Source organism: Ramlibacter rhizophilus (assembly GCF_004681965.1).
In the GTDB taxonomy this organism is placed as follows: Bacteria; Pseudomonadota; Gammaproteobacteria; order Burkholderiales; family Burkholderiaceae_C; genus Ramlibacter; species Ramlibacter rhizophilus.
Window position 1 is genome coordinate 56,211 of record NZ_SMLL01000006.1, and the last position, 24,090, is coordinate 80,300.

At 71.1% G+C, this 24,090-nt stretch carries 23 protein-coding genes; 9 read left to right on the top strand and 14 right to left on the bottom strand.

From position 1 onward, the window contains the following. Nucleotides 1-3: 3 nt before the first annotated feature. From EZ242_RS15260 to EZ242_RS15285, 6 genes are all read right to left on the bottom strand, one after another. Entirely contained in the window at nucleotides 4-933 is a 930-nt protein-coding gene (locus EZ242_RS15260; RefSeq protein ID WP_205960666.1) for a formylglycine-generating enzyme family protein, read from the bottom strand. After that, on the bottom strand, nucleotides 930-2,546 hold the full coding sequence (locus EZ242_RS15265; protein ID WP_135286046.1) for an arylsulfatase: 1,617 nt from the start codon (nucleotides 2,544-2,546) through the stop codon (nucleotides 930-932). The genes EZ242_RS15260 and EZ242_RS15265 overlap by 4 nt, the downstream gene beginning before the upstream one ends. A 19-nt stretch (nucleotides 2,547-2,565) precedes the next feature. Next, nucleotides 2,566-3,615, bottom strand: a complete 1,050-nt coding sequence (locus tag EZ242_RS22545; RefSeq protein ID WP_135286047.1) for an ABC transporter ATP-binding protein — start codon at nucleotides 3,613-3,615, stop codon at nucleotides 2,566-2,568. Further along, a complete protein-coding gene (locus EZ242_RS15275; RefSeq protein WP_135286048.1) occupies nucleotides 3,612-4,451 on the bottom strand; it encodes a carbohydrate ABC transporter permease in 840 nt (279 codons plus the stop codon). Before EZ242_RS15275 ends, EZ242_RS22545 begins: the two co-directional genes overlap by 4 nt. Further along, nucleotides 4,448-5,356: a carbohydrate ABC transporter permease gene (locus EZ242_RS15280; RefSeq protein WP_135286049.1), complete on the bottom strand. Its 909-nt coding sequence runs from the start codon at nucleotides 5,354-5,356 to the stop codon at nucleotides 4,448-4,450. The genes EZ242_RS15275 and EZ242_RS15280 overlap by 4 nt, the downstream gene beginning before the upstream one ends. 138 nt (nucleotides 5,357-5,494) lie before the next feature. Next, nucleotides 5,495-6,928, bottom strand: coding sequence for an ABC transporter substrate-binding protein (locus tag EZ242_RS15285; protein WP_167784812.1), 1,434 nt, complete (start codon nucleotides 6,926-6,928; stop codon nucleotides 5,495-5,497). A gap of 239 nt (nucleotides 6,929-7,167) precedes the next feature. Between EZ242_RS15285 and EZ242_RS15290 the strand changes: the two genes are divergently transcribed. Together EZ242_RS15290 and proC are read left to right on the top strand one after the other, a co-directional pair. Then, entirely contained in the window at nucleotides 7,168-8,217 is a 1,050-nt protein-coding gene (locus tag EZ242_RS15290; RefSeq protein ID WP_135286051.1) for a LacI family DNA-binding transcriptional regulator, read from the top strand. A gap of 22 nt (nucleotides 8,218-8,239) precedes the next feature. Then, nucleotides 8,240-9,061: a pyrroline-5-carboxylate reductase gene (gene proC / locus EZ242_RS15295; protein ID WP_135286052.1), complete on the top strand. Its 822-nt coding sequence runs from the start codon at nucleotides 8,240-8,242 to the stop codon at nucleotides 9,059-9,061. A 12-nt stretch (nucleotides 9,062-9,073) separates the two neighbouring features. Here proC and ubiA read toward each other — a convergent pair whose 3' ends face one another. Continuing rightward, the gene (ubiA, locus tag EZ242_RS15300; RefSeq protein WP_135286053.1) at nucleotides 9,074-9,997 is read right to left on the bottom strand and encodes a 4-hydroxybenzoate octaprenyltransferase; all 924 of its coding nucleotides are present in this window, start codon (nucleotides 9,995-9,997) and stop codon (nucleotides 9,074-9,076) included. Nucleotides 9,998-10,113: 116 nt separating this feature from the next. Between ubiA and EZ242_RS15305 the strand changes: the two genes are divergently transcribed. Further along, on the top strand, nucleotides 10,114-10,656 hold the full coding sequence (locus EZ242_RS15305) for a hypothetical protein (RefSeq protein ID WP_135286054.1): 543 nt from the start codon (nucleotides 10,114-10,116) through the stop codon (nucleotides 10,654-10,656). Between the two features lie 25 nt (nucleotides 10,657-10,681). On the opposite strand, the gene EZ242_RS15310 is transcribed toward EZ242_RS15305, so the two are convergent. Then, entirely contained in the window at nucleotides 10,682-11,638 is a 957-nt protein-coding gene (locus tag EZ242_RS15310; RefSeq protein ID WP_135286055.1) for a LysR substrate-binding domain-containing protein, read from the bottom strand. Between the two features lie 6 nt (nucleotides 11,639-11,644). After that, nucleotides 11,645-13,723, bottom strand: coding sequence for an ATP-dependent DNA helicase RecG (gene recG / locus EZ242_RS15315; protein WP_135286056.1), 2,079 nt, complete (start codon nucleotides 13,721-13,723; stop codon nucleotides 11,645-11,647). A 68-nt stretch (nucleotides 13,724-13,791) separates the two neighbouring features. Here recG and queA point away from each other — a divergent pair, with 68 nt between their 5' ends. After that, entirely contained in the window at nucleotides 13,792-14,823 is a 1,032-nt protein-coding gene (gene queA / locus EZ242_RS15320) for a tRNA preQ1(34) S-adenosylmethionine ribosyltransferase-isomerase QueA (protein ID WP_135286057.1), read from the top strand. A gap of 2 nt (nucleotides 14,824-14,825) precedes the next feature. Continuing rightward, nucleotides 14,826-15,986: a tRNA guanosine(34) transglycosylase Tgt gene (tgt, locus tag EZ242_RS15325; protein WP_135286058.1), complete on the top strand. Its 1,161-nt coding sequence runs from the start codon at nucleotides 14,826-14,828 to the stop codon at nucleotides 15,984-15,986. Nucleotides 15,987-16,001: 15 nt separating this feature from the next. On the opposite strand, the gene EZ242_RS15330 is transcribed toward tgt, so the two are convergent. From EZ242_RS15330 to EZ242_RS15350, 5 genes are all read right to left on the bottom strand, one after another. Next, a complete protein-coding gene (locus tag EZ242_RS15330) occupies nucleotides 16,002-16,490 on the bottom strand; it encodes a DUF456 domain-containing protein (protein WP_135286059.1) in 489 nt (162 codons plus the stop codon). A 10-nt stretch (nucleotides 16,491-16,500) separates the two neighbouring features. After that, nucleotides 16,501-17,763 carry an FIST signal transduction protein gene (locus tag EZ242_RS15335; protein WP_135286060.1) on the bottom strand — a complete coding sequence of 421 codons (1,263 nt, stop codon included), beginning with the start codon at nucleotides 17,761-17,763 and terminating at the stop codon, nucleotides 16,501-16,503. A 13-nt stretch (nucleotides 17,764-17,776) separates the two neighbouring features. Further along, complete coding sequence (locus EZ242_RS15340; protein ID WP_135286061.1) at nucleotides 17,777-18,460, bottom strand: PhaM family polyhydroxyalkanoate granule multifunctional regulatory protein; 684 nt, start codon at nucleotides 18,458-18,460, stop codon at nucleotides 17,777-17,779. Between the two features lie 66 nt (nucleotides 18,461-18,526). After that, nucleotides 18,527-19,054 carry a copper chaperone PCu(A)C gene (locus EZ242_RS15345; protein ID WP_135286062.1) on the bottom strand — a complete coding sequence of 176 codons (528 nt, stop codon included), beginning with the start codon at nucleotides 19,052-19,054 and terminating at the stop codon, nucleotides 18,527-18,529. A 111-nt stretch (nucleotides 19,055-19,165) separates the two neighbouring features. Further along, entirely contained in the window at nucleotides 19,166-19,528 is a 363-nt protein-coding gene (locus EZ242_RS15350; protein WP_135286063.1) for a DUF2946 domain-containing protein, read from the bottom strand. A gap of 60 nt (nucleotides 19,529-19,588) precedes the next feature. On the opposite strand from EZ242_RS15350, the gene EZ242_RS15355 reads away from it, so the two are divergent. From EZ242_RS15355 to otsA, 4 genes are all read left to right on the top strand, one after another. Beyond that, nucleotides 19,589-20,002 carry a VOC family protein gene (locus EZ242_RS15355; RefSeq protein ID WP_135286064.1) on the top strand — a complete coding sequence of 138 codons (414 nt, stop codon included), beginning with the start codon at nucleotides 19,589-19,591 and terminating at the stop codon, nucleotides 20,000-20,002. Nucleotides 20,003-20,104: 102 nt separating this feature from the next. Beyond that, entirely contained in the window at nucleotides 20,105-20,845 is a 741-nt protein-coding gene (gene otsB / locus EZ242_RS15360; RefSeq protein ID WP_135286065.1) for a trehalose-phosphatase, read from the top strand. 8 nt (nucleotides 20,846-20,853) lie between these two features. Further along, nucleotides 20,854-22,638, top strand: a complete 1,785-nt coding sequence (locus EZ242_RS15365) for a glycoside hydrolase family 15 protein (protein ID WP_135286066.1) — start codon at nucleotides 20,854-20,856, stop codon at nucleotides 22,636-22,638. Between the two features lie 26 nt (nucleotides 22,639-22,664). Then, on the top strand, nucleotides 22,665-24,083 hold the full coding sequence (otsA, locus tag EZ242_RS15370) for an alpha,alpha-trehalose-phosphate synthase (UDP-forming) (RefSeq protein ID WP_135286067.1): 1,419 nt from the start codon (nucleotides 22,665-22,667) through the stop codon (nucleotides 24,081-24,083). Nucleotides 24,084-24,090 lie beyond the last annotated feature (7 nt).

Here is a 24,090-nt window from a genome sequence, read left to right on the forward strand (position 1 = left end):
GCGCTACTCTAGCCCAGCCGCGACCCGGAACCCGCCGTTGCTCGCGCTGCTGCCGGGCGTGTTCGCGCCGCGCGCGGCCACGCGGTAGCGGTTGCAGTAGGAGGCGTGGCAGAGGAAGGATCCGCTCCGCATGGAGCGCCGGCCCGTGGGCTTGTCCTGCAGCGGGTCCACGGAGGCGGTCGCGCGGTGGTAGTCGGCGCTGAACCAGTCGGCGCACCACTCCCAGGCGTTGCCGGCCATGTGGTGCAGGCCGAAGCCGTTGGCCGGGCCCGAGGCGGCCGGGACCGTGCCGGGCGACCAGCCCTCGGCGGGGGCGTTGGGAAAGGTCCCCTGCCAGGTGTTGCAGCGTCGCTCGCCGCCGGGCTCGAAGTCGTCGCCCCAGGGATAGCGGCACTGCGACAGGCCGCCGCGCGCGGCGTACTCCCATTCGGCTTCGGTGGGCAGGCGCGCGCCGGCCCAGGCGCAGTACGCGGCGGCGTCATTCCAGCTGATGTGAACCACCGGATGGTCGGGGCGGTCATGGACCCAGGAACCCGGGCCGGCCGGCCGCTGCCAGCAGGCGCCCTCCACCGGCAGCCACCAGGGCAACTCGCGCGAGACCTGGCGCGCGCTGCGGCGCAGGTCCGGGCCCACCTGCAGGTAGAAGACGAAGGAGAAGCCGACCTGCTCCGCTTCGGTGATGTAGCCCGTGGCGCGGACGAAGTCGCGGAACTGCGCGTTGGTGACCGCGGTGGGCGCGATGCGGAAGGCGCTCACGCGCACCTCGCGCACCGGCCCCTCGCCATCCTCGGCGAAGCCTTCCGCGTCGTCGGTGCCCATGAGGAAGGCGCCGCCGGGAAGGCGCACCCAGGCCTGCCCCTGCGCCGTCCCGGCCGCGGGCATGACGGACGCGGCGGTCGCACCGCCGCCGGCCGGCATGCAGCAGCTGCTCACTCGTCTTCCCAGAAGGCGCGGGTGACGCCCTGGCTGCGCATCAGGGCCACGATCTTGTCGCGCGGCAGCACGCCGCAGCGCTGGGCCCAGGCCTCGTACTGGCGCGCCATGTCGGCCACGCGCCCGGGGTGCTGCGCGGCCAGGTTGTTCGTCTCGGTGCGGTCGGCCTGCATGTCGTAGAGCTCCCAGTCCTTGGGGTACTCGCGCACCAGCTTCCACTGGCCGACGCGCACGGCCGCATTGCCCTCGTGCTCCCAGAACATGGGCGGGCGCTCGCCCAGGTCCGCCTCGAAGGCCTGGCGCAGGGAGTGGCCTTCCAGCGGCAGGATGCTGCGGCCATCGAGCTGCTGCGGGTAGGCGGCGCCGGCCACGTCGCAGAGGGTGGCCATGATGTCCGGCAGGTAGCCCGGCGTGTGCCGGATCTCGCCGCGCTGCGCGATGCCGTTCGGCCAGTGCATGATGAGCGGCGTCGAGATGCCGCCCTCGTGGATCCAGTGCTTGTAGAGGCGAAACGGCGTGTTGGAGAGGTTGGCCCAGGCCTGCCCGTAGCTCTGGTAGGTGTCTTCCGGCCCGGGCGCGATGTCCGGGTTGTTGCCGAAGTGCACCACGGCGCCGTCCCGCGTGTGCGAGCGCGCGATCATCAGCTTGTTCACCAGTTCGTCCACCGTGACGTTCTCGGGAATGTCCTCGGCGCAGGCGCCGTTGTCGGCCAGGAAGATGACCAGCGTGTCCTCCAGCTGCCCCATCTCGGACAGGGCCGCGAGGATGCGGCCGATGCCCTGGTCCATGCGGTCGATCTGCGCCGCATACACCTCCATGCAGTTGGCCAGCCACGCCTTGTGCTGCGCGTCGGTCCAGGCCGGCTGGCTCGGGTCGCGGCCGGTGAGCTTCCACTGCGCATCCAGGATGCCCGAGGCCACCAGGCGCTCCAGGCGCTGCTCGCGCAGCTGGTCCCAGCCGGCGTCGAAGCGGCCCTTGTACTTGGCGATGTCTTCCGGGTGCGCGTGCAGCGGCCAGTGCGGCGCGGTGTAGGCCACGTACTGGAAGAAGGGCTGGTCGCCGTGTTCCTTCCGGTGGGTGCGCAGGAACTTCACCGCCTCGTCGCTGATGGCGTCGGTATAGAAGAAGCCCGGCGCACGCGCCTCGGCTTCCGCGTTCTCGTTGCGGCGGGTGAGCGTGTTGGGGTCGTAGAAGCTGCCCGCGCCGATGATGGTGCCGAAGAAGTCATCGAAGCCGCGCTGCATGGGCCACGAGTCGGTGGGCTGCGTGAGGTTGCTGGAGACGTGCCACTTGCCGCTCAGGTAGCTGCGGTAGCCCGCGGGCCTGAGCACCTCCGCGATGGTGGCGCAGCGCTGGTTCAGGTTGCCGGCATAGCCCTCGGGGCCCGAGTCGTAGGTGAGGATGCCGATGCCGGTCTGGTGCGGATGCAGGCCGGTGAGCAGCGAGGCGCGCGAGGGGCTGCAGCGGGCCGTGTTGTAGAACTGGGAAAACCGCAGGCCGCCTTGCGCCAGCCGGTCCAGGTGGGGCGTCTCGACCTCGCCGCCGTAGCAGCCGATGTCGGAATAGCCCATGTCGTCGTTCAGGATCAGGAGGATGTTGGGTTGCTTGGCCATGGCCTTCCTTCGGTGGCGTTCAGTTCAGTCGCTGGCCGCTCGCGCGGTCGAATAGGTGCACGCTGCCCGGCTCGAAGCTGAGGAACGTCTGCTCGCCCTCGGCGAGTGCGGCCTGCGTGTCGGCCTTGAGCTTGATGCGCTGGCCGCCGGCCTTCAGGTCCAGGATGCAGTGGTCGCCCAGTTCCTCGACGTACTCCACCCGCGCCGGGCTGCCCTCGGTGCCGGCGCGCATCTCGCCGGGACGCACGCCCAGCACCACCTCGCGGTCCTGCGGGGCGGTGTGGGCCACGCGATGCGACACGCCCTCCAGCAGCACGCGGTCGCCGCTCCAGGTGGCGGGCAGCAGGTTCATGGGGGGCGTGCCGATGAAGCCGGCCACGGCCACCTGCGCGGGGCGGCGGAAGATCTCGCGCGGCGTGGCGATCTGCACGATGCGCCCGTCCATGAACACGGCCACGCGGTCGGCCAGGGTCATGGCCTCCTCCTGGTCGTGCGTCACGTACACCGTGGTCACGCCCAGGGACCGCTGCAGTTGCTTCAGTTCCAGCCGCGTCTCCAGGCGCAGCTTGGCGTCCAGGTTGGACAGGGGCTCGTCCAGCAGGAACAGGCGCGGCTGGCGCACGATGGCCCGCGCCAGCGCCACGCGCTGCTGCTGGCCGCCCGAGAGCTGCCCCGGACGGCGCTGCAGCAGGTGGCCGATGCTCACGCGCGCGGCGGCGTCCTGCACCGCCTGCGCCAGCGTGGCCTTGTCGGTGCCGACCATGCGCAGCGGAAAGCCGATGTTCTCGGCCACCGTCATGTGCGGGTAGAGCGCGTAGCTCTGGAACACCATGGCCACGTCGCGCGCGCCGGGCTCGGCGTGGGTGACGTCCTCGCCGTCGATGAGCACCTGACCCTCGCTCACCGGCTCCAGGCCGGCCAGGATGCGCAGCGTGGTGGTCTTGCCCGAGCCCGAGGGGCCCAGCAGCACGAAGAACTCGCCCGCCCCGATCTCCAGGTCCACCCCGTGCAGCACGGTGGTGTCCCCGTGCCGCTTCACGATCCCGCGCAGTTGCGCATTGCCCTTCATCGACGTCCTCCCCCCTTGACCGCACCCACCGTGAGCCCCTTGACGATGTGCCGCTGGGCCAGCAGGCCCACGACGATCACCGGCGCCATGGCCACCATGGCCCCGGCCGCCAGGCGCGCCCACTGGGTCTGCTCCAGCGAAATGAAATTGAACATGGCCACCGTCACCGGCCGCACGGTGTTGCCTGCCAGCACCACGGCGAACAGGAACTCGTTCCAGGCGTTGAGGAAGACGAAGACGGTGGTGACCGCGATGCCCCCGCGCACCTGCGGCAGGATCACGTACCAGAGCGTGCGCAGGCGCCCCGCCCGGTCCAGCAAGCCGGCCTCCTCCATCTCGTAGGGCACGTCCTCGAAGTAGGACACCATCAGCCAGATCGCGAAGGGCAGCGAGAAGGTGAGGTAGATGGCCACCATGCCGCTGTAGGTGTCCAGTCCGCCGATGCGCTGCAGCACCAGGTAGTAGGGAATGATGAGCCCCACCGGCGGCAGCATCTGCGTGGCCAGCACGTAGAAGCCGCTGGCGCGCTTGGCCGGGTAGCGCAGGCGCGCCAGCGCATAGGCGGCCGGCACGGCGAAAAGCATGGTGAGCACCGTGGCCGACACGCTCACCACCAGGCTGGACCACAGGTTGGGCACGATGGACGAGGCGCCGAACAGCACCTCGCGGTAGTTGTCCAGCGTGGGCATGAAGATGACCGTGGGCGGGTAGGCCAGCACGTCGCGCTCGGTCTTGAAGGAGGTGAGCAGGGCCCACAGCACCGGGAAGACCCAGACCGAGACCAGCAGGCCGGCCACCAGGTACAGCATGCCCTGCCGGGTGAGACTGCGTGTCATGCGTAGCCCTTGCGCCGCTTGAACAGCAGCCAGGAGACGGCCAGGGTGATGGCCATGAGCACCACCGCGAGCGCCGAGCCGTAGCCGATGTTCAGCACGGTGAAGGAGGTGCGGTAGGCGTAGAGGTTCAGGATCTCGGTGGACGTGCCCGGCCCGCCGCCCGTGGCCGCGAAGATGGCGGCGAAGGCCGACAGCGCGGTCATGGTGCGCAGGATCACCACCATCACCACCGCCGGGCGGATGAGGGGCAGGGTGATGTAGCGAAAGCGCTGCCAGGCGCTGGCGCGGTCCAGGCGCGCGGCTTCGTACACGTCGGGCGGCAGCGTGGCCAGTGTCGCCAGCAGCACGAGGAAGGCGAAGGGCGTCCACTGCCAGGTGTGGATGGCGATGACCGAGATGAGCGCGAGCTGCGGATCCCCCAGCCAGTTGTGGCTGCCCAGGCCGAGGGCGCGCGTGACCACGTCCACCAGGCCCACGTCCGGTGCCAGCACCAGGGTGCGCCAGAACAGGCCCACCACCACCGGTGCCAGCACGATGGGCAGGATCGCCGCGACGCGCAGCAGCCCCTGACCCTTGGGGATCTGCAGCACCAGCAGGGCCAGCGACAGGCCGATCAGCACCTGCAGCACCACGGTGGAGGCCGTGTACACCACCGTGAGCCACAGCGAGTTCCAGAACCGCGGGTCCTCGCCCATGCGGGTGTAGTTCTCCAGGCCCGCGAAGCCCGAGAGCCAGGGCATGCTCATGTCGATCCGGTGCAGGCTGTTCCAGCCCAGGTAAACCAGGGGAGCCGTCGTCGTGATCAGCAGCAGCAGGAACGCGGGCGCGAACAGGGCCAGCGCGAAGCGCCGCTCCTGCCGTGCGAGCGTTCCCACGCCCGCGGGCAGGGAGCGCGTAGCTCTCATCTCAGGTCTCCACGATGCTTGAATTGGCCGCGCGGCTCGAGTGCGGATGACGAAACCGGGGGCCACCGCGGAACCGGCTTTGCCGGGCCGCTGGTGGCGCCCCCCTGGGGGGAGGCGCCGAAGGCGCTTCGGGGGGGATCAAGACTTCATGATCGCCGTGATGCGGGCCTGGGCCTCGTCCAGCGCTTCCTTCGGCTTCTTCTGCCCCACCAGTGCCGACTGGATGGCCGTGGCCATGGTCTCGCCGATGGCGGGCCACTGCGGCACGCGCGGGCGCCACTCGACACTCGTGTCCTGCTCCAGCGACGCCAGCGCGGCGGGAATGAAGTTGTCCCCCGCGTTCTTCATGGCGGCCGCGAACTCGGGCGACTTCCACAGCGCCATGCGGTTCAGGCCGGAGCGCTTGGCCGGGCCGTCGAACTTCCAGGAGGTGCGCGCCTGCGTCTCGGGCGAGGCGGCCCAGGAGATGAAGAGCCAGGTGGCGCGCTTGGCCTTGTCCGAGAGCGCGGCGTTGATGGGAAAGCCCCAGTTCCAGATGGAGGTCACGCGCTGGCCGCTCGGCCCCGCGGGCCAGCGGGCGTAGGCCACCTTGCCCACCACCTTGGACTTCTCGGGGTTGGTGATGACGGCCGCCGAGGAATGCGCGTCGATGTAAGTGGCCACCGTGCCCTGCGAGAACGCGTCGGCGATATCCGGCCAGTTCCAGTTGCGCACCGCGGGCGGCGCGTACTGCGTCAGGGCGTTGACGTACCACTCCAGCGCCTTCACGTGCGCGGGGCTGTTGACCACCAGCTGCTTGTTCTGGAACCAGTCGCCACCGAAGCCGCCCAGGATGGACGGGTAGATGTACATGTTCTGCCCCGCGCCGGCGAAGCCGCGCAGCGCCAGGCCGTAGGTGCGGTTGGCCGGGTCGTGCACCGCCTTGGCGTTGGACAGCAGTTGCTCGTAGGTCTCGGCGGGCTTGAGGCCCTTGGCGTCGTAGAGGTCCTTGCGATAGACCTGCACCGTCACCTCGCCGTCGTAGGGGATGCCGTAGGGCTTGCCGTCCACGGAGTCGGCCTCGCGCCAGGCCTTGATGATGTCCTCGTACTTGAACCAGGCGGGGTCCGTGAGCGTGGCGTCGTTCAGGTACTTGTCCAGCGGCTCGACCCACTTGTTGGCCACGTACAGCGGGTAGTACATGGGGTCGGCCGCGTGCGTGCCGTAGGTGGCGGTCTTGGACGACAGGTCCAGCATGGCCTTCTGGCGGATCTGCCCCGGCGGCACCTTCTCCGCGCGCACCTTCACGCCCGTGAGCGCCTCGAACTGCGGCAGCAAGGTCAACAGGTTCTCGAAGTAGCTGGCCGGGATGACCGCCACGGAGATCTGCTCACCCTCGGCCTGGCGCCAGTTGATCTTGGCGCTGCGGTACGGCGCCAGGTCGTCCTGCCCCTGGGCGAAAGCGCCGCCCATCCAGCCGGTGCCGGCGAGCGCGGCGCCAGCCGCGGCCGCCTGGCCCATGAAGCGACGACGGGTCGCGGAGGGGGTCTCGGAGGAAGTGGCGCCGGTATCCGGGTGCGCGTCCTGGGTCATGCCTTGTCTCCTGGTGTGGATGCGTGCGCTCGCACGCGGGGGGCGTGGCGACATGCCATGCAATCGATTACACGACCCTCAGTCTAGTCAGGCCGCGCGCCGGCGTCAGCCCGCTTTTCTCAGGGATTTCCCTCTGCCAGCGCTTGCGGCGCGCGTGCTTTCGCATCGGTTACATTGCCTCGCATGCGGATCGGCATTGCCGGTTCCGTGCAACCGATTACAGGAGCATCCGAGCCGCCATGGCGACCCCCGAGCCCACCAGCCTGCCGCCGACCAAGGGCCGCTCCGGCGCCAAGGACGTGGCGCGGCTGGCGGGCGTGTCCACGGCCACGGTCTCGCGCGTGCTGAACCGCTCGCAGCAGGTGGACCCGGCCACCCGCGAGCGCGTGCTGGAAGCGGCCGCCAAGCTGCGTTACGTGCCGCACGGCGCGGCGCGCACGCTGCGCAGCCACCGCAGCAAGATGGTCGGAGCCATCGTCCCGTCCTTCGACTACGCGCTCTATGCGCGCACCACCAGCGCCTTGCAGCAGCGGCTGGACGAGCGCGGCTACGCGCTGGTGCTGGCCGAGCACCACTACGAGCTGGCCGCCGAGACCCGCATCGCGGGCCAGCTGGTGGAGCACGGTGTCGACGCCTTCGTGCTGGTGGGGCTGGACCATGAACAGCGCCTCTTCTCGCTGCTGCAGGACTACGGCCGGCCCTATGTGCTCACCTGGGGCGTGGACGGCGCCCAGCGCCATCCCAGCATCGGCTTCGACAACCGCGCCGCCACGCTGGCCGTCACGCGCCACCTGGTCGGCCTCGGCCACCGCCGCATCGGCCTGCTCAGCGCACCGCCCGAGGGCAACGACCGCGCCCGCGCCCGCGGCGAGGGCCTGCGCGCCGGGCTGGCCGAGGCAGGGCTCACGCTCGATCCGCGGCACATCGCTTACGCGCCGATCTCCCTGGCCGCCGCCGAGGCGGCCATGCAGCAGCTGCTGGCGGCGCCCGAGCGGCCCACCGCCGTGGTCGCCACCAACGACGTCTTCGCGGTCGGCGCGATGATCGCCTGCCGCAAGACGGGCGTGCGGATCCCGCAGGACCTGTCCATCACCGGCGTGGACAACACCGACCTGGGCGCCACGCAGACCCCGGGCCTGACCAGCGTGGCCACGCCCATCACCGAGATCGGGCGGGCCGCCGCCGACCAGCTGGTCGCCCGGCTGGAGGGCCTGCCCTGCGAGACCTTCCAGGCCTTTCCCGTGGAGCTGGTGCACCGGGGCAGCACCGCGCCGCCGCCGAGCGAATGAGACACGCGGCGACAATCGCGCCATGAACTCCAGCGCTTCTCGCATTGCATTCGTCGGCGGCGGCAACATGGCCAGCGCCATCATCGGCGGCCTCCTGAAGCAGGGCCATGCGGCCGGCGACATCGCCGTGATGGAGCCCTTCGAGGGCGCGCGCGAGCGGCTGCGTCAGCATTTCGGCGTCGAGGCCAGCGAGCAGCCCGCGCAGGCCCTGTCCGGCGCCGCGCTGGTGGTCTGGGCCGTCAAGCCGCAGACCTTCGCCGAGGCCGCTGCGGCGGCCGCACCGCACTGCGCGGGCGCGCTGCACCTGAGCGTGGCCGCCGGCATCCGCTCCGACAGCATGGCCCGCTGGCTGGGCACCGAGCGCATCGTGCGCGCCATGCCCAACACGCCGGCCCTGGTCGGGCGCGGCATGACCGGCCTGTACGCACGGCCCGGCGTGAGCGGGGAGGACCGCGCCCGCGTGGAGCGCGTGATCGCCACCACGGGCGAGCACCTTTGGGTGGAGCACGAGTCGCAGCTCGACGCGGTCACGGCTTTGTCCGGTTCGGGCCCGGCCTACGTCTTCTACTTTCTCGAAGCCATGGTCGCAGCCGGCCTCGACATGGGCCTGGACGAAGCGCAGGCGCGGCGCCTGGCCGTGGGCACCTTCGCGGGCGGTGCCGAGCTGGCGCGGCAGTCCGAAGAGCCGCTCGCCCTGCTGCGCGAGCGCGTCACCTCCAAGGGCGGCACCACCTACGCGGCACTCACGTCGCTGGAGCAGGACGGGGTGAAGGCCGCGTTCCAGAAAGCGCTGCACGCGGCCGAGCGGCGCGCGCAGGAACTGGGCGAGGAATTCGGCCGCTGAGGCCGCTCCGTTTCAGCCGCGCAGCAGGTAGCCCGCCACGGTGCCGGCAAAGAGCGTCGCGCCGAACCAGTGGTTCAGGCGGAAGGCGCGAAAGCACCCGTCCCGCGAGCGGTCCCGGATCAGCGTGTAGTGCCAGGCTGCCTGAGCCCCGGCGGCCCCCACCGTGAGCGCCACCACGACCAGCGGAATGCGGCCGGCAAGCACCAGCGCCCACACGGCCAGCGCCGCCGCGTAGCAGGCCATCACCACCGCCACGTCGGCGCGGCCCAGCGTGATGGCCGAGGTCTTGATGCCGATGCGCAGGTCGTCGTCGCGATCGACCATGGCGTACTCGGTGTCGTAGGCCAGCACCCAGAACAGGTTGCCCAGGAGCAGCACCCAGGCCACAAGCGGCACCTGCGCCTGCACGGCCGCGAAGGCCATGGGGATGCCGAAGCTGAAGGCGATGCCCAGCACCGCCTGCGGCATGGACACCACGCGCTTGGCCAGCGGATACACCAGCGTGACCGCCAGCGCCGCGAAGGACCAGGCCACGGCCACCCGGTTGGTGGTCAGCACCAGCGCGAAGGCCGCGAGCGCCAGTGCCGCGCCCACCCCCAGCGCCTCGCGCACGGAGATGCGCCCGGTGGTCACGGGCCGCTGCGCGGTGCGCTTGACGTGCCTGTCGAAGTCGCGGTCGGCCACGTCGTTCACGCAGCAGCCGGCGCTGCGCATGAGGAAGGTGCCGCCCACGAAGACGGCCAGCAGGTGCCAGCCGGGAAAGCCCTCGGCCGCGATCCACAGCGCCCACAGCCCCGGCCACAGCAGCAGCAGCCAGCCGGCCGGGCGGTTGAAGCGGATCAGGTCGAGCCAGAGGGCGAGGCGTTCGCGCAGGGCCCCGGCAGGCGACCGCCCGCGCAGGGAATCCGATGGGTCGGGCGTGTGCGGGCGGGACATGGGGCGATGGTAGCGAAGCGGGCGGCGGCAGCCCCGGCCGACAGTGGAACCGAAGCGGAGGCGCAGCGCACCTTGCCTGCGAGCGCACATCCGCCGGGGAAGACCTGTTCCGGCTCTTGCCCCGATGGATACAGGTTCCGCAGTGGCGCACCCCGGTTTTCGCCGACGCCTGCTGGTCCGCCGCCACGCGCCTGGACGGCCGCGATGGTCGCCTCTACGAGGTGGCGGACACCCTGGCCGAGGCCGGCCTGCTGACCCTGGAACAGCTGGACATGGTGCGGCTTGGCGCCCAGTCGGCCCTCATCGGCCTGAAGCCCGATGAGGTGGGAGCCGACCGCGAGATGGTGATCGACATCGCGCGCCACGTGGTCGGCATGTACACCGGCGCGTTCAACGCGCGCCGCGCACTCGTCACCTCGGCCGAAGGGGAACAACGCCAGCACCTGGCCGAGGCGCTGCAGCGCGACCTGGAGCACCTGAAGGCCAAGCTGGACACCAGCAGCGTGCTGTTCACCCAGCCGGCCATCTGGAACGGGATCTCCCGCAACGTCCGGGAGCTGATCGACTGGCTCGCACCGCTACGGGCACCGCGGCCGGCGCAAGCGGCCGCGCCGACGAGCGCCGATGTGACGTCGCTCGACAAGGACGAGCGCCGCTGAGGCGGCCGGGCGCGACCGCCTGCGCTCACGACAGCCGCGTCACCCCCGGCAGCTCGCAGGCATAGACCGCATTGCGCAGCGCCGCGATGGCCTCGTAGCGCGTGAAGCTGCGCCGCCAGACCAGCACCACGCGTCGCGTGGGCTGGTCGGCCCCGTCGAAGGGGATGTAGCGCACGTAGCTCTCGTCTTCCTTGCGCCGGCGCGGCTTGGCGTCCAGCGCCTCCTTGGGCACCGACAGGCGCGGCACCAGCGTCACCCCCATGCCGGCGGCCACCATGTGCTTGATGGTCTCCAGGGACGATCCCTCGAAGCTCTTGCGAATGCCTTCGGCATTGCTGGAAAAGCGCGCGAACTCGGGGCAGACCTCCAGCACATGGTCGCGAAAGCAATGGCCGGTGCCGAGCAGCAGCATGGTCTCGGCCTTGAGCTCCTGGGCGGTGATGGTCTTGCGTGAGGCGAGCGCGTGCGTGCTGGGGACGGCGGCCATGAAAGGCTCGTCGTACAGCGGCGCGATGGCGAGGTTGGTGTCTGGAAAGGGCTCGGCCAGGATGGCGCAGTCGATCTCGCCGGTGCGCAGCATCTCCAGCAGGCGCGCGGTGAAGTTCTCCTGCAGCATGAGCGGCATCTGCGGCGTGCGGGCGATGGCCTGGCGCACCAGGTCGGGCAGCAGGTAGGGGCCGATGGTGTAGATGACGCCCAGGCGCAGCGGGCCGGCGAGCGGGTCCTTGCCGCGCTTGGCGATCTCCTTGATGGCGGCGGCCTGCTCCAGCACGCTCTGCGCCTGCCGCACGATCTCCTCGCCCAGCGGCGTGACGGCCACCTCGGTGGCGCTGCGCTCGAAGAGCTTGACCTCCAGCTCCTCCTCCAGCTTCTTGATCGCCACCGACAGCGTCGGCTGCGAGACGAAGCAGGCCTCGGCGGCCTTGCCGAAGTGCTTCTCGCGGGCGACGGCGACGATGTATTTGAGTTCTGTGAGGGTCATGGGGTCTCAGGCCTTCAGGTACTCCCATTTTCCCCCCAGCCACCGCTGCACATGCCGCTCGGCCAGTTCGGGGTGCCGATCGAGCATGCGCGGCGCGAGCTCGCGGGCGGCCTCGAGCAGGTCGCGGTCCGCTTCCAGGTCCGCGAAGCGAAGCAGGGGCGCGCCGGACTGGCGCGCGCCGAGGAACTCGCCCGGGCCGCGGATGGCGAGGTCGCGGCGGGCGATTTCGAAGCCGTCGGCGGTCTCGGCCATGGCCTTCAGGCGTTCGCGCGCGGTGTCGCCCAGGCGGCCGTTCTCGTTGGGGGCGTAGAGCAGAACGCAGGTGGATGCCGCCGCGCCCCGCCCCACCCGGCCACGCAGCTGGTGCAGTTGCGACAGGCCGAAGCGCTCGGCGTGCTCGATCACCATGAGCGAGGCATTGGGCACGTCCACGCCCACCTCGATCACGGTGGTGGAGACGAGCACGCCCATCTGCCCGCCGGTGAAGAGGGCCATCACCGCCTTCTTCTCGGCCGGCGGCATGCGCGAGTGCAGCAGGCCCACCAGGGCATCGGGCAGGGCCTCGCTCAGTTGCTGGTGCGTGGCCGTGGCGTCGGCCAGGTCCAGCGCCTCGCTCTCCTCGATGAGAGGGCATACCCAGTACACCTGCCGGCCTTCGGCCAGCTGCAGGCGGATGCGGTCGATCACCTGCTCGCGCCGGCTGGCGGCGATGACCTTGGTGACGATGGGCGTGCGGCCGGGCGGCAGCTCGTCGATGGTGGAGACGTCCAGGTCGGCGTAGTAGCTCATGGCCAGCGTGCGCGGGATGGGCGTGGCCGACATCATCAGCAGGTGCGGCTCCTGCCCCGCCACCTGCATCTTGCTTCGCAGGGCGAGGCGCTGCGCGACCCCGAAGCGATGCTGCTCGTCGATGATGGCCAGGGCCAGGCGCTGAAACTGCACCTGCTCCTGGATCACGGCGTGCGTTCCCACCACCAGCGCCGCGTGGCCACTGGCCACCTGCTCCAGCATGGGCGCACGGTCCTTCTTCTTCTGGCTGCCGGTGAGCCAGGCGACGGACCGTGCGCGCCCGGCGAGCAAAGGCTCCAGCCAGCCGATCAACTTGCGGAAATGCTGCTCGGCGAGGATTTCGGTGGGCGCCATGAGCGCGCACTGCCAGCCGGCCTCGATGGCGATCGCGGCCGCCAGCGCCGCGACCACGGTCTTGCCCGAACCCACGTCGCCCTGCAGCAGGCGGTGCATGGGCACCTCGCGGTCCAGGTCGCGCGCGATCTCCTGCACCACGCGGTGCTGCGCGCCGGTGAGTGCGAAGGGCAGGGCCGCGAGCAGCTGCTCCTGCAGCCCACCCGCGCGCGTGGGCAGGCGCGGCGCGCGCAGGGCATCGCGCTCGCGCTTGCTCGCCAGCTGCGAGAGTTGCTGCGCCAGCAGCTCCTCGGCCTTCAGGCGCTGCCAGGCCGGGTGGCTGCGGTCTTCGAGCGCCGCAGCCGATGCCTCGGGCGGCGGATGGTGCAGGAACCGGAGCGATTCGCGCAGGCCCCAGCGCGAATCCAGCCCCATGGCCTGCGCCGCGCCCGGCGGCAGCGTGTCGCCCAGGTCGGCGCGCACCAGGCCCGACTGCACGGCCTTGCGCAGGTAGGCCTGCGGCAATGCGGCAACGGTGGAATAGACGGGGGTGAGGGTGTCGGGCAACTCGGCGCTTGCCGGCCGCGTGGCCGGGTGCACCATCTGCAGGCCGAACATGCCGCCGCGCAGTTCGCCCCGCGCGCGGATGCGTGTGCCCACCGCCAGCGCCTTCTGCTGCGAAGGGTAGAAGTGCAGGAAACGCAGCTGGCAGGTGTCGCTGCCGTCGTCGAGGGTCACCACCAGCTGCCGGCGCGGCCGGAAGGCGACCTGGTTGTCGGTGACCACGCCCTCCACCTGCACCACCTCGCCTTCGCGCGCGTCGGCCAGGCGGGTGATGCGGGTCTCGTCCTCCCAGCGCAGCGGCAGGTGCAGGGCCAGGTCGATGTCGCGCGCCAGGCCCAGTTTGACCAGGGCCTTCTGGGGGGCGGACAGGGGCGCCTGGGCGGGCGCGGCGGCGGGCATGGGAGAATTCTGCCTCTTCCGGCCCTTCCTCCCTTTTCCTTGGCACGGGTCCGTCCGACCCTCAAGCGATGCGCCACTTCAGCACGTCCGATTTCGATTTCGAGCTCCCGCCCGAGCTGATCGCCCAGCACCCGGCCCCCGAACGCAGCGCCTCGCGCCTGCTCGACGGCCGCGGCCCCGACCCCATCGATCGCATCTTCCGCGAGCTGCCCACGCTGCTGGACCCCGGCGATCTGCTGGTCTTCAACGACACGCAGGTGCTCAAGGCCCGCCTCTTCGGCGAGAAACCCAGCGGCGGCAAGCTGGAGCTGCTGGTCGAGCGGGTGATCGGCGAGCGCGAGGTCGTGGCGCACATGAAGGTGAGCAAGAAGCCGCCCGTGGGCACGCGGCTTTCCATGCAGGGCGGCTTCACGGCCACGCTGCTCGGGCGCTGGCCCGACGACGACGGCCCGCTGTTTCGCCTGGCCTTCGACGACGAGCCGCACGCACTCATGGCCCGTCATGGGCATGTGCCGCTGCCGCCCTACATCGAGCACGCCGACAGCGCCGAGGACGAGACGCGCTACCAGACGGTGTTCGCAAGGCGCCCCGGCGCGGTGGCCGCCCCCACGGCCGCCCTGCACTTCGACGACGCGGTGCTGGGCGCGCTGGCCGCGCGCGGCATCGAGCGCGCCGCCGTCACGCTGCACGTGGGCGCGGGCACCTTCCAGCCGGTCAAGACCGAGGACCTCGCCGCGCACCGCATGCACAGCGAGTGGTACGAAGTGCCCGAAGCCACGCAGCAGGCCATCGACCGCGCCCGCGCGCGCGGCGGCCGCATCGTCGCCGTGGGCACGACCACCGTTCGCACGCTCGAATCCTGGGCGCGCTCGGGCGCGGCCAGCGGCGACACGGACATCTTCATCACGCCGGGCTTCGAGTTCCGCCTCGTGGATCTCATGCTCACCAACTTCCACCTGCCCCGCTCGACGCTGATGATGTTGATCAGCGCCTTCGCGGGCTACGAGCCCGTGATGGCGCTGTACCGGCACGCCATCGCGCAGCGCTACCGATTCTTCAGTTACGGCGACGCCATGCTGCTGGCCCGGGCCAGCTCCTGACCATGCTCCAGTTCGAACTCCTTGCCACCGAAGGCCTCGCGCGCCGGGGCCGCCTCACCCTGAACCACGGCGTGGTGCAGACGCCCATCTTCATGCCCGTGGGCACCTACGGCACCGTCAAGGGCGTGACGCCGCGCTCGCTCGAGGAGATGGGCGCGCAGATCATCCTGGGCAACACCTTCCACCTCTGGATGCGCCCGGGCCTGGACGTGCTGCAGCAGTTCGGCGGCCTGCACCGCTTCGAGCAGTGGAACAAACCCATCCTCACCGACTCGGGCGGCTTCCAGGTCTGGAGCCTGGGCGAGATGCGCAGGATCAGCGAAGAAGGCGTGAAGTTCGCCTCGCCCGTCAACGGCGACCGCCTCTTCCTCACGCCCGAGATCTCCATGCAGATCCAGCGCATCCTGAACAGCGACATCGTCATGCAGTTCGACGAGTGCACGCCCTACGAGACCAAGGGGCATCGCACCACCGAGGCCGAGGCGCGCTTTTCCATGGAGCTGAGCCGGCGCTGGGCGCTGCGCTGCCAGGCGGAGTTCCAGCGGCTTGAAAACCCCAACGCCCTCTTCGGCATCGTTCAGGGCGGCATGTTCGAGCACCTGCGGCAGGAGTCGCTGGAGGCGCTGGTGGAGATGGACTTCCCCGGCTATGCCATTGGCGGCGTGAGCGTGGGCGAGCCCAAGGAAGACATGCTGCGCATCATGGCGCACACCCCGCAGCGCCTGCCCGCGCACAAGCCGCGCTACCTCATGGGCGTGGGCACGCCCGAGGACCTGGTCGAGGGCGTGGCCCAAGGGGTGGACCTGTTCGACTGCGTGATGCCCACCCGCAATGCCCGCAATGGCCACCTCTTCACGCGCTTTGGCGACCTGAAGATCCGCAACGCCCGCCACCGCGGCGACGAGCGCCCGCTGGACGAGACCTGCGGCTGCTACACCTGCCGCGGCGTGACCAACGCCGACGGCACCGTGTCGGGCGGCTTCTCGCGCGCCTACCTGCACCACCTGGAGCGCTGCGGCGAGATGCTCGCGCCCATGCTGGCGAGCATCCACAACCTGCACTTCTACCTGGACACCATGCGCCAGATCCGCGAGGCGCTGGACGCCGGACGGTTCACGGCCTGGGCGCAGGCCTTCCGCGAGGACCGTCGGCGCGGGGTGTGAAAAAGCGATCCGCTGCTACACCAGCAGCGCGACGACGAAGATGCCCACCATGACGAAGGCCAGGGCCACCTTGGCGACCATGCCGATCATCAGGCCCACCCAGGTGGCCACGCCGATGCGCATGGCGTTCACCTGGTCGCGCCGCGCCAGCCACTCGCCCACGGCCGCGCCCACCAGCGGCATGAACAGCACGCCCACGAAGCCCATGAAGATGCCGGCCACCGTGCCGACGGCCGCGCCGATCACCGCGAGGCGGCTGGCCCCCGCGCGCTGCGCCCCGAGCACACCGGAGAGATAGTCCACCACCCCGCTCACGATGGCCAGCACGGTGACGCTCGCCAGCGCCACCCAGCCCACGCGGGTGAAGTCGTCGATCCAGGCGCCGACCACGATGCCCGCCAGCACCAGCACCGTGCCGGGCAGGGCCGGCAGCACGGTGCCGGCGATGCCCACGCCGATCAGCAGCACGCTGAGCACCCACAGAAGCAGGTCGGTGAACTCCATCCGGCGACGCCTAGGCGGTGAACACCGTCAGCACGCCGGTGTAGCCATAGAGGTGGTGGCGCGCGATCTCCCCGCCGGCGAAGAAGCCCACCAGCGGCACGTCGCCCAGGGCGTGGCGCACGATCTGCAGTTCGGCGCTGGGGCCGCCGAAGTGCGGGCCGCCCCGGCCGGCGCAGCTCACATAGATGGCCCCGGCGATCCGGCGCGCCGGGCTGGGTGCGGCCAGCGCCTCGTCGGCGGCGAGTGCGGTGGCGGTGGACAGGCTCATCTCGTGCGGCTCCAGCTCCTCGCGGATCTCGGCGCACACGCGCATGAGGTCGGCCCGCGCCGCGCGGGCGTGCCGCTGGCAGAAGGCCATGGGCATGCCGGCCTCGACCTGGTCGGCGACGGCCACGCCGCGCCGCCCCGGGTCCAGGCCGATGATGTGGCGCACCCGCACGTCGGTGCCGAAGCTGCCGGTGCGGTCGACAGCCTGGCTGCCAGCGGAAGTGAGGCCCACCAGCGTCGCGCGCAGGGTGGCGATGGCTTCCTGCGGCTCGTCCAGCGACAGGCCCAGCTCGCGCAGCAGCAGGTCCAGCGCGGGTTCGCCGTCCAAGGACAGGATGACGTTGCCCTCGGCCGAGGAGATGCGCCGCTGCGCCGTGACCGGCTGGCAGCCCTGCGTGACGCGCGAGACCAGCGCCACCTCCTCGCCGAAGGCCACGCCCGAGAGGCCGCCGCTGAAGACGCCGCTGGCCGCGCCCTGGCCGCGCATGTTGCCGTTGCCGCCCACGGCGAACTGCACCGCCGGGCCGCGGCTGGAGGCCAGGCCGCCGAACAGGTAGCCGCTGGTGGTGCGGCCCGCCATCTCGGCCAGCAGTTCCGCCAGCTCCGGCGTCTGCGCGTCCGCATGCACCAGGGCGGCATGCGCCTCGAAGCCCATGCCCTCGCCGGCCCCCAGCGGTGCGACGCCGGAGAACACCCGGTACTGGTGCGGCGGCACCGCGCACAGCATGACCGCGAGCGCCGGCTCGTCGATGTACTCGGCGCTGCCCGCGCAGATGCCCACGCCCACGGTGCCGGTCCAGTCGGTGACCAGGGGCAGTTCGGCCGAGAGGTGGTCGAGGATGTCCCGCGCCTGCCCGGCGTAGTGGTCGGTGATGTACAGAAGGCCCAGGGTGGGCGCGCCCGCGTAGTCCGGGCGGGCCATCTGGGCGCGCAGCTGCGCCAGCACCAGGCCGGCGGCCATCTGCCACTGCGGATGCGTGGCGTGCCCGAAAGGGAACAGCTTCATGCGGGCGCGGCCCTCAGGCGAGCTTGCTGCGCTTGCCGGGCGGGCGGGTGCTCGCACGCTTGCGCGCGGCCGGGGCGCGCGGCTTGGCCGCAACGGCGCCCTGTCCCTCGCCCGGGGCCGGACTGCCCTCGGCGCGGCCCTGTGGCTGTCCCGTCGTTGCCGGCGCGGCCGCGGCGGCGGCTTGCGCGCCTTGCTGCAGCGCATTGGCGGCGATCTGCTGAAACTGATGCGTGAGCGCCGTCCACCACTGCACCGGATCGACCACCTGGGCCGGCTCGGATTTCGCACCGCCCGCCGCGCGCGTCGCGCCTTTCTTCTCCGTCCCGGCAGCGTCCGCTGCCGCTTCGGTGGGTGCGGGGGCCGCCGGCGACGCGGGCGCGGGCTTGACCTTCATCGCCTCGGCCAGGTCGGCCAGGGTCAGGTCCATGCCCTTGAGCGTGGCCAGGGTCATCTTCTGCACCTCCAGCGCCTGGATGGTCGCGCCCAGCGCCTTCTGGTTCTGCTCCAGCCAGAAGAGCACGGCACGCAGCTCGGAAATTCGCTTGTCGAGTTCCTCCACGCTGAGCGTGGGCGCGATCCAGCTGGACAGGGTGGGCATCTGCGGCATGGCTTCCGAGGCGCCCTTAGCGAGGTTCTGCAGGAAGTCGAACCCCGGGACGAACTGGCCGAAGCCGCTGAAGTTCTGTGAGTCGCTCATCGAAGTCCTCCAGGCCGTGGGCCAACCAGCTTATCAGAGGCCCACGGCCCTGGAGGACGAAGGCCCTCAGTGCTTGTGGCCGTGGCCACCATGGGCATCGGCGGGCGGCGCCACGCGCGCACCGCCGGCCGCGCCGGGCGGGCGGGCGCTCACCGGGACGTCCAGCGCAAGCTGCTGCTCGGCGCCGCGCGCGTCGCGCAGCAGCAGCGTGAGCGGCACGAGCGTTCCGGCCTGCAGGGGCGCCTTGAGGTCCAGCAGCATCAGGTGCAGGCCGCCGGGCCGCAGCTCGACCGCCTGCCCCGCCGGCAGCGGCAAAGCGGTCAGCGGCCGCATGCGCATGACATCGCCGTCCATCTTCATCTCGTGCACCTCGACGCGCCCGGCCACGGGCGAACGCGCACCCACCAGGCTGAGCGGCTCGGCGGCCGTGAGGCGCATGAAGGCGCCGCTGGCCTGCTGGCCCGGCACGCTCAGGCGGGCCCAGGGGGCTTCAACCTGCAAGGAAGCTTGGGCCTGCGCGAACGTGGCGAGCGCCAGGGGAAGACAAGCGAAGGCGAGGCCGCGCAGGAGGGTGCGTTGACGTGACGTATTCATGATCGGGAATGACTGAGGCTTGGTGGACATGGGACGGCGCGGGCGGGGCGGGACGGTGTTCCGGCGTGGAGACCTGGACCCCGGTGCCGCGAGCGTCGGGATGGCGATGGATCAGGCGTGCTTCGCGTGCGCGGGCGGACCGCGGGCCGGCAAGGGGGCTGCAGCACGCGGTGCCGGTGGTGCATCGCCGGCAGGAAGCGCGAGCCGGCTGGCCTGCGGGGCCTGGACGGGCGGGGCGATGCCACACGGGGGCGCGGGCGCATCCAGGCCCAGGCAGCTCGGACATTCCAGCATGGGCCGGCCGCCGCCCGGGGTGGCATCGGGCTGGCCGTCGACCCATTTGAGGCTACCGCCGGAGCACACCCACTCGCCGGATCCTCCGCCCAGCCAGGGTGCGGCGGAGGCTGCAGCGACCCAGAGCAGCAGCCAGGCCAGCGCGAGGCGGGCGAGGAGGTGCAGGCGGCGGGGCGGCATGGCGGGGTCGCGATCGGCAAAGCAGACGGCGATTGTCGCCGGCTTGCTAAGCTGGCGCCCATGCGCAGCCTCTTCCACTTCGCCTTCCACGTGACCGACCTCGACCAGGCCCGCCGCTTCTATGGCGGCGTGCTGGGCTGCACCGAAGGGCGCAGCACGGACACCTGGGTGGACTTCGACTTCTTCGGCCACCAGCTCTCGCTGCACCTGGGCGAGCCCCTGCGCACCAGCCTCACCGGGCGCGTGGGCGACCGGCTGGTGCCCATGCCGCACTTCGGCCTGGTGCTGCTGCAGCCCGACTGGGACGCGCTCGCGCAGCGCTTGCGCGACGCGGGCACGGCCTTCATCGTCGAGCCGCACCTGCGCTATCCGGGCGAGCCGGGCGAGCAGTCCACCATGTTCTTCTGCGACCCCTGCGGCAATCCCATCGAAATCAAGGGCTTCCGCTCCCTCGACGGCCTGTACGCGCGCTGAAGGCGCAAGCGCACGGCGAACCCGGCTGTCGGCCGGCTCCTACAGGGCGAAGCGGGCGGCGGGGGCTGACCCGGCCGTGCGCTTGGGTTACCTTCGGGAGCAATGAATCTGTCCGAGTACCTGAACCCGAACTGCGCCCTCTTCCTGGATTTCGACGGCACCCTGGTGGACCTCGCCCCGCGGCCGGAGGCGGTGCAGGTGGATGCGGGACTGGCGCCGCTTCTCGACGCGCTCGGGCATTGGCTGGGCGGCGCTGTGGCCGTGGTGAGCGGCCGGCCCATCGAGCAGCTCGACCAGTTCCTCGCGCCGCAGCGCCTGCCCGTGGCCGGTGTGCACGGCGTGGAGCGTCGGCGCGCCGACGGCAGCCGGGTGGACATGGAGGCCGAGCCGCCGGCCCGCGTGGAAGCGGCGGCGCGCCAGCTCGCGCAGCAGCACGAGGGCCTGCAGGTGGAACTCAAGCGCGGCGCCGTGGCGCTGCACTACCGCCTTGCGCCGCAGCTCGAAGCCGCCTGCGTGGCCGCCATGCAGGCCGCGGTGGACGAATCGCCGGGCCTGATCCTGCTGCACGGCAAGATGGTGGTGGAGGCCAAGCCCGCCCGCGCGAGCAAGGGCCACGCGATCGAGGACTTCCTGCGCGAGGCGCCTTTTGCCGGCCGCACGCCGGTGTTCATCGGCGACGACGTGACCGACGAGGTGGGCTTCGCCGTGGTGCAGCGCCTCGGGGGCGTGGCGGTCAAGGTGGGCGAGGGCGCCAGCGTCGCCGACCACCGCATCGACACGCCGCAGGCCCTGCGGGAACAGCTGGGGAACCTGGTGGAACGCGCGGCCCGCCCGGTCGCCTGAACACGCCGATGCTGCCGCAATCGCTGGACCTGGGCGTCATCGGCAACTGCGCCTACAGCGCGCTGGTCGATCCGCGCGGCGCCATCGTCTGGTGCTGCCTGCCCCGCTTCGACGGCGACCCGGTGTTCAACGCGCTGCTGGACGCGAGCGACCAGGGCAGCTTCTGGACCTTCGAGCTGGAGGACTTCGAGCGCAGCGAGCAGCGCTACGAGCCCAATACCGCCATCCTGCGCACGCGCCTGTACGACCGCCAGGGCCAGGGCATCGAGATCAGCGACTTCGCGCCGCGCTTCCTCAGCCGCGGCCGCACCTTCCGGCCGCTCACGCTGGTGCGCCGCATCAGCGTGCTGGGCGGCTCGCCGCGCATGCGGGTGCTGCTTCGGCCGCGCTTCGACTGGGGCCGCGACGTGCCGCAGATCACGCAGGGCAGCACGCACATCCGCTACGTGGGCCAGCACACGGCGCTGCGCCTGAACAGCGACGCGCCGCTGTCGTACATCCTGTCCGAGCGCTGGTTCGTGGCCGACCGCCCCATGAACTTCATCCTGGGGCCGGACGAGACGCTGCTGTCCGGCATCGAGGACACCGCGCGCGGCTTCGAGCAGGAGACCAGCAGCTACTGGAAGGGGTGGTCGCGGGCGTTGTCGGTGCCGCTGGAATGGCAGGACGCGGTGATCCGCGCGGCCATCACGCTGAAGATGTCCCTCTTCGAGGACACCGGCGCCATCGTGGCCGCCATGACCACCAGCATTCCCGAGGCGCCGGACAGCGGCCGCACCTGGGACTATCGCTTCTGCTGGCTTCGCGATGCCTTCTTCGTGGTGCGCGCCCTCAACAGCCTGTCCGAGGTCGGCACCATGGAGGACTACCTGCGCTGGCTCAACAACGTGGTGGTGCGCTCGCGGGGCGGGCACATCCAGCCGCTGTACGGCATCGGCCAGGAAGACATGCTGCCCGAAGCCGTCATGGACCACCTGCCCGGCTACCGCGGCATGGGGCCGGTGCGCGTGGGCAACCAGGCCGCCGAGCACTTCCAGCACGACGTGTACGGCAACATCGTGCTGGGCGCGGCCCAGGCCTTCCACGACCACCGGCTGTTCCGCCGCTCCGGACGCACCGAGTTCGGCTACCTGGAAGCCGTGGGCGAGCAGGCCTTCCGCGTGCACGCCGAGCCCGACGCCGGCATGTGGGAGCTGCGCACGCGCGCCCGCATCCACACCTCGTCGGCGCTCATGAGCTGGGCCGCCTGCGACCGGCTGGCCAAGGTGGCGCAGATGCTCGGCCTGCCGCCGCGGGAGCGCCATTGGCGCGAGCGCGCCGAGATGATCCGCGAGCGCATCCTGCGCGAGGCCTGGTGCGAGGAGCGCGGCGCCTTCGCCGAGAGCTTCGGCGGGCGCGACCTGGACGCCAGCGTGCTGCTGATGGCCGAAGTCAACTTCATCGAGCCCCTGGACCCGCGCTTCGTCTCCACCGTGGAGGCGCTGGAGCGCACGCTCTGCGACGGGCCCTACATGCGCCGCTACGAAGCCCCGGACGATTTCGGCCGGCCCGAGACCGCCTTCAACATCTGCACCTTCTGGCACATCGACGCGCTCGCGCGCATCGGCCGGCGCGAGGAGGCCCGGGCCCTGTTCGAGCAGATGCTGACGCTGCGCAACCCGCTGGGCCTGCTGTCCGAGGACACCCACCCCACGACCGGCGAGTTGTGGGGCAACTTCCCCCAGACCTATTCCATGGTCGGCCTGATCAATGCCGCCACGCGCCTGTCGTCCAGCTGGGACACGGTGATCTGAAGTCCCGCCACCAGGAGTCGTCTCACATGGCCCGTCTCGTCGTCGTCTCCAACCGCGTGGCCGATCCGCGCAAGGCCTCCGCCGGCGGCCTCGCCGTCGCCCTGGCCGAGTTCCTGAACAGCACTGGGGGCATCTGGTTCGGCTGGAGCGGCAAGGTGGTCGAGCCCGCCGAAGGCGGACGCGCGGGCGAGGCGCAGATGCACTCGCAGCAGGCCGGGCCGGTCAAGCTGGTCACCCTGGACCTGAGCCGCGAGGACCACGACGCGTACTACCTCGGCTACTCCAACGGCGTGCTCTGGCCGGTGTGCCACTACCGGCTGGACCTGGCCGACTTCGAGGCCAGCGACATCCAGGGCTACCGGCGGGTGAACCAGCTCTTCGCGCGCCAGCTCGCGCCGCTGCTGCAGCCCGACGACATCGTCTGGGTGCACGACTACCACCTCATTCCCCTGGGCAGCGAGCTGCGCGCGCTGGGCTGCCAGCAGCGCATCGGCTTCTTCCTGCACGTGCCCCTGCCGCCGCCGCCCATGTTCGCGGCCATCCCGGGACACGACTGGCTGATGAAGGGCCTGTGCTCCTACGACCTGGTCGGCCTGCAAAGCCAGGCGGACCATGCGCATTTCTGCCAGTACATCCAGGGCGAGTTCCACGCGCAATCGCTGGAGGGCGCCCAGTGGCGGGTGTTCAACCGCACGCTGTGCGCAGGCGCCTACCCGATCGGCATCGACGTGGAGGAATTCAACGCCCTGGCCGAGGCCCCCGAGGCACGCGACATGTACGAGCGCATGAAGCGCGAATACTCCCGTCGCAAGCTGCTGGTGGGCGTGGACCGCCTCGACTACTCCAAGGGCCTGCCGCACCGCCTGAAAGCCTTCCGCGCCCTGCTGCAGAACTACCCCGACACGCACCGCAGCGCCACGCTGATCCAGATCGCCTCGCCCAGCCGCGAGGACGTGGGCGCCTACACGGACATCCTGCACGAGCTGGAGAGCCTGTGCGGCTCCATCAACGGCAACTACGGCGAACTCGACTGGATGCCCGTGCGCTACATCCACCGCACGGTGGCGCGGGCCCGCCTGCCGGGCCTGTACCGCGCCAGCCAGGTGGCGCTGGTCACGCCGCTGCGCGACGGCATGAATCTCGTGGCCAAGGAATTCGTCGTGGCGCAGGATCCGGAGGACCCGGGCGTGCTCGTGCTCTCACGCTTTGCCGGCGCGGCCGAGCAGCTCAAGGAAGCCCTGCTGGTCAACCCCTACGACAGCGAAGGCACGGCCGAGGCCATCCACCTGGCGCTGCAGATGCCGCTGGAGGAGCGCCGCGAGCGGCACCGGGCGCTGCTGGCGGTCTGCAAGCGCTGGGACGTGCACTGGTGGTGCGACACCTTCCTGGAGGACCTCGGCACCACGCATGCGCAGGAGTCCGGGACGCCCTGGTTGCGGCTGTAGGCGCGTG

Bases quoted from the DNA above. Each gene is read 5' to 3' on its own strand.
- EZ242_RS15265 (WP_135286046.1), bottom strand. From the start codon at position 2,546: ATGGCCAAGCAACCCAACATCCTCCTGATCCTGAACGACGACATGGGC.
- EZ242_RS22545 (WP_135286047.1), bottom strand. From the start codon at position 3,615: ATGAAGGGCAATGCGCAACTGCGCGGGATCGTGAAGCGGCACGGGGAC.
- EZ242_RS15275 (WP_135286048.1), bottom strand. From the start codon at position 4,451: ATGACACGCAGTCTCACCCGGCAGGGCATGCTGTACCTGGTGGCCGGC.
- EZ242_RS15280 (WP_135286049.1), bottom strand. From the start codon at position 5,356: ATGAGAGCTACGCGCTCCCTGCCCGCGGGCGTGGGAACGCTCGCACGG.
- EZ242_RS15285 (WP_167784812.1), bottom strand. From the start codon at position 6,928: ATGACCCAGGACGCGCACCCGGATACCGGCGCCACTTCCTCCGAGACC.
- EZ242_RS15290 (WP_135286051.1), top strand. From the start codon at position 7,168: ATGGCGACCCCCGAGCCCACCAGCCTGCCGCCGACCAAGGGCCGCTCC.
- proC (WP_135286052.1), top strand. From the start codon at position 8,240: ATGAACTCCAGCGCTTCTCGCATTGCATTCGTCGGCGGCGGCAACATG.
- ubiA (WP_135286053.1), bottom strand. From the start codon at position 9,997: ATGTCCCGCCCGCACACGCCCGACCCATCGGATTCCCTGCGCGGGCGG.
- EZ242_RS15310 (WP_135286055.1), bottom strand. From the start codon at position 11,638: ATGACCCTCACAGAACTCAAATACATCGTCGCCGTCGCCCGCGAGAAG.
- recG (WP_135286056.1), bottom strand. From the start codon at position 13,723: ATGCCCGCCGCCGCGCCCGCCCAGGCGCCCCTGTCCGCCCCCCAGAAG.
- queA (WP_135286057.1), top strand. From the start codon at position 13,792: ATGCGCCACTTCAGCACGTCCGATTTCGATTTCGAGCTCCCGCCCGAG.
- tgt (WP_135286058.1), top strand. From the start codon at position 14,826: ATGCTCCAGTTCGAACTCCTTGCCACCGAAGGCCTCGCGCGCCGGGGC.
- EZ242_RS15330 (WP_135286059.1), bottom strand. From the start codon at position 16,490: ATGGAGTTCACCGACCTGCTTCTGTGGGTGCTCAGCGTGCTGCTGATC.
- EZ242_RS15335 (WP_135286060.1), bottom strand. From the start codon at position 17,763: ATGAAGCTGTTCCCTTTCGGGCACGCCACGCATCCGCAGTGGCAGATG.
- EZ242_RS15340 (WP_135286061.1), bottom strand. From the start codon at position 18,460: ATGAGCGACTCACAGAACTTCAGCGGCTTCGGCCAGTTCGTCCCGGGG.
- EZ242_RS15345 (WP_135286062.1), bottom strand. From the start codon at position 19,054: ATGAATACGTCACGTCAACGCACCCTCCTGCGCGGCCTCGCCTTCGCT.
- EZ242_RS15350 (WP_135286063.1), bottom strand. From the start codon at position 19,528: ATGCCGCCCCGCCGCCTGCACCTCCTCGCCCGCCTCGCGCTGGCCTGG.
- EZ242_RS15355 (WP_135286064.1), top strand. From the start codon at position 19,589: ATGCGCAGCCTCTTCCACTTCGCCTTCCACGTGACCGACCTCGACCAG.
- otsB (WP_135286065.1), top strand. From the start codon at position 20,105: ATGAATCTGTCCGAGTACCTGAACCCGAACTGCGCCCTCTTCCTGGAT.
- EZ242_RS15365 (WP_135286066.1), top strand. From the start codon at position 20,854: ATGCTGCCGCAATCGCTGGACCTGGGCGTCATCGGCAACTGCGCCTAC.
- otsA (WP_135286067.1), top strand. From the start codon at position 22,665: ATGGCCCGTCTCGTCGTCGTCTCCAACCGCGTGGCCGATCCGCGCAAG.